The organism is Sphingomonas bacterium, assembly GCF_903643035.1.
Classification (GTDB): Bacteria; Pseudomonadota; Alphaproteobacteria; order Sphingomonadales; family Sphingomonadaceae; genus Sphingomonas.
On sequence record NZ_CAHJWW010000116.1, the window covers coordinates 1 to 8,950 of the forward strand.

General features: G+C 72.0%; 8 protein-coding genes and 2 pseudogenes. 5 read left to right on the forward strand and 5 right to left on the reverse strand.

Features of this window, described 5'->3' with window-relative positions:
- Both HUV01_RS08665 and HUV01_RS08670 read right to left on the reverse strand, forming a co-directional pair.
- On the reverse strand, positions 1–615 hold a 615-nt coding region (locus HUV01_RS08665; protein WP_174297890.1), incomplete at its 3' end, for an HlyD family secretion protein.
- The gene (locus HUV01_RS08670) at positions 608–1,048 is read right to left on the reverse strand and encodes a MarR family winged helix-turn-helix transcriptional regulator (RefSeq protein ID WP_174297891.1); all 441 of its coding nucleotides are present in this window, start codon (positions 1,046–1,048) and stop codon (positions 608–610) included. The genes HUV01_RS08670 and HUV01_RS08665, both read right to left, overlap by 8 nt.
- 124 nt (positions 1,049–1,172) lie before the next feature.
- On the opposite strand from HUV01_RS08670, the gene HUV01_RS08675 reads away from it, so the two are divergent.
- Positions 1,173–1,946, forward strand: coding sequence for an alpha/beta fold hydrolase (locus tag HUV01_RS08675; protein WP_174297892.1), 774 nt, complete (start codon positions 1,173–1,175; stop codon positions 1,944–1,946).
- Between the two features lie 35 nt (positions 1,947–1,981).
- On the opposite strand, the gene HUV01_RS08680 is transcribed toward HUV01_RS08675, so the two are convergent.
- From HUV01_RS08680 to purM, 3 genes and pseudogenes are all read right to left on the reverse strand, one after another.
- Positions 1,982–2,587 carry a hypothetical protein gene (locus HUV01_RS08680; protein WP_174297893.1) on the reverse strand — a complete coding sequence of 202 codons (606 nt, stop codon included), beginning with the start codon at positions 2,585–2,587 and terminating at the stop codon, positions 1,982–1,984.
- A 278-nt stretch (positions 2,588–2,865) separates the two neighbouring features.
- Positions 2,866–3,459, reverse strand: a pseudogene (gene purN / locus HUV01_RS15165) (phosphoribosylglycinamide formyltransferase); the annotation flags it as partial.
- Positions 3,452–4,561: a phosphoribosylformylglycinamidine cyclo-ligase gene (gene purM, locus HUV01_RS08690; RefSeq protein ID WP_174297895.1), complete on the reverse strand. Its 1,110-nt coding sequence runs from the start codon at positions 4,559–4,561 to the stop codon at positions 3,452–3,454. The gene purM and the pseudogene purN, both read right to left, overlap by 8 nt.
- 60 nt (positions 4,562–4,621) lie before the next feature.
- Here purM and HUV01_RS08695 point away from each other — a divergent pair, with 60 nt between their 5' ends.
- The 4 genes and pseudogenes from HUV01_RS08695 to HUV01_RS08710 form a co-directional block, all read left to right on the forward strand.
- On the forward strand, positions 4,622–5,860 hold the full coding sequence (locus tag HUV01_RS08695; RefSeq protein ID WP_174297896.1) for a heavy-metal-associated domain-containing protein: 1,239 nt from the start codon (positions 4,622–4,624) through the stop codon (positions 5,858–5,860).
- Positions 5,857–6,480 (forward strand): HdaA/DnaA family protein, encoded by a 624-nt coding sequence (locus HUV01_RS08700; RefSeq protein WP_174297897.1) that lies wholly within the window; start codon positions 5,857–5,859, stop codon positions 6,478–6,480. Before HUV01_RS08695 ends, HUV01_RS08700 begins: the two co-directional genes overlap by 4 nt.
- A gap of 1 nt (position 6,481) precedes the next feature.
- Positions 6,482–8,656 (forward strand): RNA degradosome polyphosphate kinase, encoded by a 2,175-nt coding sequence (locus tag HUV01_RS08705; protein ID WP_174297898.1) that lies wholly within the window; start codon positions 6,482–6,484, stop codon positions 8,654–8,656.
- Positions 8,657–8,674: 18 nt separating this feature from the next.
- A pseudogene (locus HUV01_RS08710) lies at positions 8,675–8,950 on the forward strand (hypothetical protein); the annotation flags it as partial.

An 8,950-nucleotide genomic window follows, 5' to 3' on the forward strand; every position in this document is an offset into this window, starting at 1 on the left:
CTCGCCCGGCACGGCGGCGCCGTCGGCGAGCTTGGCCTGCGCCTTGTCCGCGCCGGCGACCGCGTTGGCGAGCTGCGCGCGCGCCTGGCTGACCGCGTGCTGCGCGGACTGGAGCTGAGCGCGGGTGGTGAAGCCCTGCACCATCAGCTGCGTCTGGCGGTCCAGGCTCTCCTGCGTGTTGGCGATCTGGTCGCGCGCGGCCTGGATGTCGCCGGTGGTGCCACGGTAATCGGCCCGGAGCGAGGTCAGCGCGACCTGTGCGTTGGCGATCGCCGCGTCCGCCTGCTCGACCTGGATGCGATAGGGGTCGGGATCGATCCGGAACAGCACGTCGCCCGCGCCGACGTGCTGGTTCTCGCGCACGGCCACCGCGACGATGCGCCCGGCGACGTCGGACGACACCGACACCCGGTCCTGCCGCACATAGGCGTTGTCCGTCGAGACGGTGCGCCCGCCGCCCAGCCACAGGACCGCCGCCAGCGCGACGATCAGCACCGGCACGCTGACCAGAAGGGCGAGCCGCCACCAGCGTCGCGGCGCAGCGACGGGAGCGGCGACGGTAGGCGCGGCATGCTGCCCGGCGGCAAGGTCGCGGGCGGGATCGGCGTCAGCCATGGGCGGCGTCCTGAACGAAGGGAGTGGCAAGATTGGCGCGGACGTCCGTCAGCACCGCCGCCAGCGCGGCATGCGCCTCGGCGGATATGCCGGTCAGCGCCTGTTCCATCACCGCGTCGGCGATGCGCGCCAGCTGCTCGATCAGCGGTCGCGAGCGATCGGTGAGGAACAGCCTCCACGCGCGGCGGTCCGCGGGGTCGCGGCGGCGCTCGACATGTCCCGCCTCCTCCAGCCGGTCGACCATCCGGCACAGGCTGATCGGCTCCACCTCCAGCCGCTCGGCGAGCGCGCCCTGGTTCAGCCCCTCGCACCGGTTCAGCATCACCAGCAGCCGCCATTGCTGCCGCGTGACGCCGATCAGCCGCGCCCGCTCGTCGAACCGCCGGCGGAGCAGCCGCGCGACATCGCCGATCAGGAAGCCTATATCCGTCATCGCTACTCCTATAATAAGCATGCTTATGGAATGGAAGGCCGCGATACCGCCCATCGTGCTTGGGTTGTGCCGGCCGCGACGATATGGCGGGACCGTCCGATCATCGGGCGGAGAATGACGAACCGTGGCCGATCCTGCGAGCGAGACCCGCTTCTTCCATGCCGACGACGGCACGCGCGTCGCCTGGCGGGAGTTCGGGGGCGAGGGGACGGCGGCGCGGACGGTCGTGCTGCTGCACGGCTATTTCTCCGACGCGCGGACCAACTGGATACGGTACGGCCACGCCGCCGCGCTCGTCGCGCGGGGCTTCAGGGTGATCCTTCCGGACCTGCGCGCGCATGGCGAAAGCGACCGGCCGCACGATCCCGCCTGCTACCCGCCCGACATACTGGCGAGCGACGGGCACGCGCTGGTGCGCCATCTCGCCCTGTCGGACTATGATCTCGGCGGCTATTCGCTCGGCGCGCGGACGGTGTGCCGGATGCTGGCGACCGGCGCCAGGCCGCGCCGCGCGGTGTTCTCGGGCATGGGGCTTGACGGGCTGACGGATGTCGGGCGGCGGACCGGGCATTTCCGTCATGTGCTGGGTAACCTCGGCGCGCACGAGCGTGGCGGCGCGGCCTGGATGGCGGAGGCGTTCCTGAAGACGACCGGCGGCGATCCGGTCGCGCTGCTCGGCCTGCTCGACAGCTTCGTGTCGACGCCGCGGTCGCGGATCGAGCGGTTCGACCTGCCCGCGCTCGTCGTCAACGGCGCGCAGGACGACGACAACGGCTCGGCGGCGGCGCTCGCCGACGTGCTGCCGGACGCACGCTATGTCGAGGTGCCCGGCAATCACATGAGCGCGGTGGTGCGGCCGGAACTGGGCGCCGCGATCGCGGGCTTCCTGGCCGGCTGACCGCCACCTGACCGCTACCTGACTGGCACCGCCGCTCAGGTAGCGGGCTTCTCCGCCGCCCAGGCCGCATCCAGCCGGGGCTGGCCGCCGCCGGGCGACCGGAGCCGGAAATCGCGCAGCTCGACGCTGCGTCCCAGCACGAGATGCCCGTTCGCCTTCCAGATGACGTCGAAGATGGCGGTGCGCGTCAGTTCCCCGTCGCCTGCCCCATAGCGATAGGTGACGAGCACGGGCAGCCGGCGCAGCGTATCGTTGTCCGCGCCTTTGGTGGCCTTCAGCAGCGGCGCGGCGAACAGGTCGCGGTCGACCGACAGGCCCACCGCATCCTGCGCGTCGATGCCCAGCGCGGACGGGAAGGCGAGCCGGACGTCGCGCAGGTCGTGCGTGTCGTCGCCCAGCAGCAGGATCGACCGGTGGTCCGCGGCGACCTTGCCCCGCAGCTCGAAACGGCCCCTGTCGCGCACCGCCACCTGCTCGTCGCGGCGCCGTTCGGCCTCGGACGCGCGACGTTCGGACCAGCTGTTCCACAGCGTCAGCGCCGCGATCAGCACGCCTGCGACCGCCACCAGCTCGGCGAGGTTGATCCAGCGTCGGCGGGTGCGCTTCTGGTCGGCGTTCTCGCTCCCCGGCCCGCGCGTCATCGCCCGCCCGCCTCCAGCAGCCCGGCCGGCGCGGCGAGTTCCCAGCCCCGGGCGATGCGATCCTCAAGCGCGGGCCAGTCGGCGTCGTCCGCAAGTTCCGCGCTGTCCCACCCGGCCTCCGCCAGGACGCGCAGCGTGCGGCCGTCGCGCAGCTCCGCGAACGGCTCCCCCGCCACCACGAACACGACCGGATCGCCTCCATGCTCCTCGGCACGCTCCTCGGCATGGGGCAGCGCCAGCGCGACGCGGCGCAGGTGGTCGAGCGGCGTCGGCATGGCGCGGCAATACTCCGACAGGATGCGGGGATAGAGGCGGTGTTCCTCGACCAGCACGCGCGCGGCGAGCGTGTCGGCGGTGTCGCCGGACAGGATCGGCACGCGCGCCCGGCCGAGCACCGCGCCCGCGTCGAGTTCGTCGATGACGAGATGGACAGAGCAACCCGCCTCGACGTCGCCCGCCGCGATCGCGCGCGCATGGGTGTCGAGCCCCCTGTACCGCGGCAGCAGGGACGGGTGGACGTTGAGGATCCGGCCATGCCAGCGCGCGACGAAGCCGGGCGACAGGAGCCGCATGTACCCGGCGAGCGCGACCACCTCGATACAGGCGGCGCGCAACGCCCGGTCCAGCGCCGCCTCGTGCGCCGCCTTGCCGATGCCCTTCGGGGACAGGGCGAAGACGGGCAACCCGCGCTCAGCCGCCCAGGCGAGGCCGGGGGCGTCCGGCCTGTCCGACGCGACGAGCACGACCCGATAGCCGTCCGCCTGTTCCACCAGGCTCGTCATGTTCGAGCCGCGACCCGACAGGAGCACGGCGACGCGCCTGCCGGCGCCTGCCGGCTGGCGATCAGGCCCTGCCGGCCGGGGATCAGGCATCATGCGACGCCGTCCAGTCGCCCCGCCCGCTCCAGTCCTCCGCGCCGCCCGTCACCGTGCAGCCGCGCGGGCCGGCGCGCACGTCGCCGATCCGCAATGCCGTCTCGCCCGCCGACGCCAGCGCCGCGGCGACGGCGTCCGCCTCGTCAGGAGCGACCACTGCGACCATGCCGATGCCGCAGTTGAAGGTGCGCGCCATCTCCTCGGGCTCGATCCGCCCCTGCGCCTGGAGGAACGCCATCAGCCGCGGCTGCGTCCACGCGCCCGCGTCGATCGCCGCGCGGCATCCCTCGGGCAGCACGCGCGGCACGTTCTCCAGCAGCCCGCCGCCGGTGACGTGCGCCAGCCCGCGGATGCGCCCGGCCTTGAGCAGCGGCAGCAGCGCGGCGACATAGATGCGCGTCGGCGCCATCAGCGCGTCGATCAGCAGGACGTCGGGATCGAACAGCGCCGGTCGCTCCATCCTCCACCCGCGATCGGCCGCCAGCCGCCGCACGAGCGAGAAGCCGTTGGAATGGACCCCCGACGACGCGAGCCCCAGCAGCACGTCGCCGGGCCGGATCGCGGCGCCCGTCAGCAGCCTGTCGCGTTCCACCGCGCCGACGCAGAAGCCCGCAAGGTCGTAGTCGCTCCCCGCGTACATGCCCGGCATCTCCGCCGTCTCGCCGCCGATCAGCGCGCAGCCCGCCTGCCGGCACCCGTCCGCGATGCCGGCCACCACGCGGGTCGCGACCTCCTCGTCCAGCCGGCCGCTGGCGTAATAGTCAAGGAAGAACAGCGGCTCCGCGCCCTGGACGAGCAGGTCGTTGGCGCACATCGCGACCAGGTCGATGCCGACGCCGTCGTGCCGGTCGTGCTCGACCGCGAGGCGCAGCTTGGTGCCGACCCCGTCGTTCGCGGCGACCAGCAGCGGATCGGCGTATCCCGCCGCCCTGGGATCGAACACCCCGCCAAAGCCGCCCAGCTCCGCGTCCGCGCCGGGTCGCCTTGTCGCCCGCGCGAGCGGCGCGATGGCGCGGACCAGCGCGTTGCCCGCTGCGATCGACACGCCGGCATCGGCATAGGTGTAGCCGGTCGCCGACGGGGGAGGTGTGTCGTTCATCCCGGCTGCCTAGCCACAACGCGCTTGGATTTCCACCGCGGCCCCGGCAAAAGGCGCGCGATGTCCCGCTTCCTCCCGCGACTTTGGCCGGCGATCGCCGCCGCTGCGCTTGCCGCCGGTGCCGTCGTGGCCCAGGTCGAGGGCGGGAATCGCGGCGTCGCGCCGGTCGACAGCTCGGGCGCCTATGAGGTGGACGGGGTCGGCGTCGACGTGTCCGCCGCCACCGCCGCCGCCGCCCGCTACGCCGGCTGGCGCATCGCGCAGCGCAAGGCATGGAATCAGCTGTCGCAACGCCTGTCGGGCAGCGCATCCAGCCTGTCGGACGGTGCGCTGGACGGGCTGGTGTCGAGCATCGTCGTCGAGAACGAGCAGATCGGGCCGACTCGCTACATCGCCAGGCTGGGCGTGCTGTTCGATCGCGAGCGGGCGGGAACGCTGCTGGGCATATCCAGCTACACGCTGCATTCGCCGCCGATGCTGGTGATCCCGGTGCAATGGTCGGGCGGCGTCGGCCAGGTGTTCCAGCAGCGGACGCCCTGGCAGCAGGCATGGGCGCGGTACCGCACCAGCAACAGCGCGATCGACTATATCCGCCCATCGGGCAACGGTCCCGATTCGCTGCTGCTCACGGCGGGGCAGGTCGGGCGGCGCGGGCGGGCATGGTGGCGCACGCTGATCGACCAATATGGCGCGTCGGACGTCCTGATCCCGACCGTGCGCCTGTATCGCCAATGGCCCGGCGGCCCGGTGATCGGTGTGTTCGAGGCGCGGCACGGCCCGGACGGCGCGTTGCTGACCGGCTTCACATTGAGGGTCGGCAACGCCGACGGCCTGCCGCAGCTGATGGACGCGGGCGTCAAGCGGATGGACGACGCCTATCAGGAGGCGCTGCGGACGGGCGACCTGCGTCCCGACGTCGCGCTGTCGCCGCCGCCGCCCGCCGCCGCGCCGGACCCTGTGGAGGACGATGCGGCCGGCGGCGCGACCGACACGGCGGCGGAGGCCGTCCCGGTCAGCCAGGTCAGCATCCAGTACGACAGCGCCGGCGTGGGGGCGGTGTCGGCGACGGAGGCGCTGGTGCGGTCGATCGCGGGCGTACGGTCCGCGGTGACGGCCAGCCTGGCGCTCGGCGGCACGTCGGTGATGCGGGTCGCCTTCGCGGGCGATCCCGATCTGCTGAAGGCGCAGTTGCAGGCGCGGGGGCTGCAGGTGTTCGGATCGGGCGCGACCCTGCGCATCCGCCGCGCGCCGCAGCTGCTGCCGCCCGATCTTTCCCCCGACAATCCGGCGGCGGGATGAGCGCGCAGCTGGCGCTGCCCTTCGTCTGGCCGGCGGGGCCGGGCGAGGACGCGTTCCTGGTGACCGCGTCGAACGCGCGGGCCGTGGCGATGCTGGACGACCACCGGCGATGGCCGGTGCGCGCCGCGCTGCTGGTCGGCCCGCGCAAGTCCGGGCGCAGCCTGCTCGCGCGCATCTTCGCGGCCAAGACCGGCGGCATGGTGATCGACGATGCCGAGGAACATGCCGAACCCGATCTGTTCCACGCCTGGAACCGCGCGCAGGTGGAGGATCGCCCGATGCTGATCGTCGCCGATGCCGCGCCGCCCGCATGGCCGGTGCGGCTGCCCGACCTTCGCTCCCGGCTGGGGGCCAGTCCGATCGCGACCATCGCGGGACCCGACGACGCGCTGGTCCGGGCGCTGCTGGAACGCGAGTTCCTGCGCCGGGGCCTCGATGCGCGGGCCGAGCTGGTGGACTGGCTGGCGAGCCGGATCGAGCGTACGCACCTGTCGGTCCTGCGGGTGGTCGACCTGCTGGAACGCGAAGCGTCCGGCGCGCGGCGGCGCCTGTCGGTGCCGTTCGCCCGCGCGACGCTCGCGCCGACGTCGATGATCGTTCCGGAACCCAGGCTGCTGTGACATGAACCGTCCCGCCCATCTCGCCCATCTTGTCGCCGCCGACGACGATCCGTTCGCGGAGACCGGACGCGAGGACCGGTATTTCAACCGCGAGCTGTCGTGGCTCGCGTTCAACCGCCGCGTGCTGGAAGAGGCATGCAACGCCGCGCATCCGCTGCTGGAACGCGTGCGGTTCCTGTCGATCTCGGGCTCCAACCTCGACGAGTTCTTCATGGTCCGCGTCGCCGGGCTGAAGGGCCAGCAGCTGCAGGATGTCGAGCGTCGCTCGGCCGACGGGCTGACGCCGGGCCAGCAGCTCGGCGCCATCACGCAGGAGGCGCACGCGCTGATGGCGAGCCAGGAAGCGGTGTGGCAGGCGCTGCTCCCCCAGCTCGCGGACGCCGGGATCGCGGTGCTCGACCCCACCGATCCCGAGGAGTCCTGGGGGGAGGATCCGTGGCTCGAACGCTATGTGCGCGAACAGCTGTTCCCCATATTGACGCCGCAGGCGCTCGATCCCGCGCATCCGTTCCCGTTCATCCCCAACGCGGGCGCGGCCATGCTGTTCGACCTCGTCCGCCGCAGCGACGAGGCGCCGGTGCGCGAGCTGGTGATGCTGCCCGCCACCACGCGCCGCTTCGTCCGCCTGCCCGGCGAGCCCGCGCGCTACGCGACCGTCGAGACGCTGCTGAAACGGTTCGCGCCGCTGATGTTCCCGGGGTACGACATGGGGGCGAGCGCGATGTTCCGGGTGCTGCGCGACAGCGACATCGAGGTCGAGGAGGAGGCGGAGGACCTCGTCCGCTATTTCGCCAACGCCATCAAGCGCCGGCGCCGCGGCCGGGTGATCCGGCTGGAGCTGGAACCCGGCATGTCGGACGCGCTGGCCGCGATCCTGAAGACCGAGCTGGGCGGCGCTGACACGATCATCACCGAGACCGGCGGGCTGCTGGGCATCGTCGACCTGGCGCAGCTTGTCGAGGAGGACCGGCCTGACCTGAAGTTCGTGCCCTATGCGCCACGTTTCCCCGAGCGGATCCGCGAGTTCAGCGGCGATTGCTTCGCCGCGATCGCGGCCAAGGACATCGTCGTCCACCACCCCTATGAATCGTTCGACGTCGTGCTCGCCTTCCTGAAGCAGGCCGCCGCCGACCCGGACGTGGTGGCGATCAAGCAGACGCTGTACCGCGCCGGCAAGCAGCCCGCGGTCATCAACGCGCTGATCGCCGCGGCCGAGGCGGGCAAGTCCGTCACCGCCGTCGTCGAGCTGAAGGCGCGGTTCGACGAGGAGCAGAACCTGCACTGGGCGAGCGCGCTGGAGCGCGCGGGCGTGCAGGTCGTGTACGGCTTCATGGACTGGAAGACGCACGCCAAGGTCGCGATGGTCGTGCGGCGCGAGGCGCAGGGGTTCCGCACCTATTGCCACCTCGGCACCGGCAACTACCATCCGGTGACCGCGCGCATCTACACCGACCTGTCGTTCTTCACCGCCGACCCCCGGATCGGACGCGATGCCGCCAAGATGTTCAACTACATCACCGGCTACGTCGAGCCCGCCGGGATGGAGCTGGTCAGCATCAGTCCGGCGGACCTGCGCTCGCGGCTGATGGCGCTGATCGACGTCGAGATCGCGCACGCGCGCGCTGGCCGGCCGGGCGCGGTATGGGCCAAGATGAACAGCCTGGTCGATCCCGCGATCATCGAGAAGCTGTACGAGGCGAGCGGGGCCGGCGTGGAGATCGACCTTGTGATCCGCGGCATCTGCTGCCTGCGCCCCGGCGTCGCCGGCATGAGCGAACGCATCCGCGTGCGATCGGTGATCGGGCGTTTCCTTGAGCACAGCCGCATCATGGCGTTCGGCAACGGCGCGGACCTGCCGGGCGACGGCGCCCGCGTCTTCATATCGTCGGCGGACTGGATGCCGCGCAACTTCGATCGCCGCGTCGAGTACATGCTTCCGATCGAGAACCCGACGGTTCACGACCAGATCCTCGACCAGGTGATGGTCGCCAACCTGATCGACGACGAGCAGAGCTGGGAACTGCGCCCGGACGGCGGCTATGCGCGCTGCTCGCCCGGTGAGCGGTCCTTCAACCTGCATCGATACTTCATGACCAACCCGTCGCTGTCGGGTCGCGGTGCCGCGATCGAGGCCGGGCGGGAAGTGCCGACGCTGTTCCTGCGTCGCCGGCCTTGACCGCGGCGTGGTGACCCTGTGGCGCTGAACCTGCTCGCGCCGTTCGTTCGCGCTCCTGCGGCCGTGGCGGAACCGCGGACCGCGATCATCGACATCGGGTCGAACTCGATCCGCCTGGTCGTCTACCAGGGTCCGGCGCGGTTGCCGGCGATCCTGTTCAACGAGAAGGTGCTGGCCGGCCTTGGCCGCGGCCTCGCCGCCACCGGCGCGATCGAGGCGTCGGGGCTCGCCGTCGCGCGGACCGCGCTCGCCCGCTTCGCGCGGCTGTCGGGCGAGATGGAGGTGACGCGGCTG

What these genes read in the sequence shown, in the direction of transcription:
- purM (WP_174297895.1), bottom strand. Translation starts at nt 4,561, where the DNA reads ATGAACGACACACCTCCCCCGTCGGCGACCGGCTACACCTATGCCGAT.
- HUV01_RS08670 (WP_174297891.1), bottom strand. Translation starts at nt 1,048, where the DNA reads ATGACGGATATAGGCTTCCTGATCGGCGATGTCGCGCGGCTGCTCCGC.
- HUV01_RS08705 (WP_174297898.1), top strand. Translation starts at nt 6,482, where the DNA reads ATGAACCGTCCCGCCCATCTCGCCCATCTTGTCGCCGCCGACGACGAT.
- HUV01_RS08700 (WP_174297897.1), top strand. Translation starts at nt 5,857, where the DNA reads ATGAGCGCGCAGCTGGCGCTGCCCTTCGTCTGGCCGGCGGGGCCGGGC.
- HUV01_RS08680 (WP_174297893.1), bottom strand. Translation starts at nt 2,587, where the DNA reads ATGACGCGCGGGCCGGGGAGCGAGAACGCCGACCAGAAGCGCACCCGC.
- HUV01_RS08695 (WP_174297896.1), top strand. Translation starts at nt 4,622, where the DNA reads ATGTCCCGCTTCCTCCCGCGACTTTGGCCGGCGATCGCCGCCGCTGCG.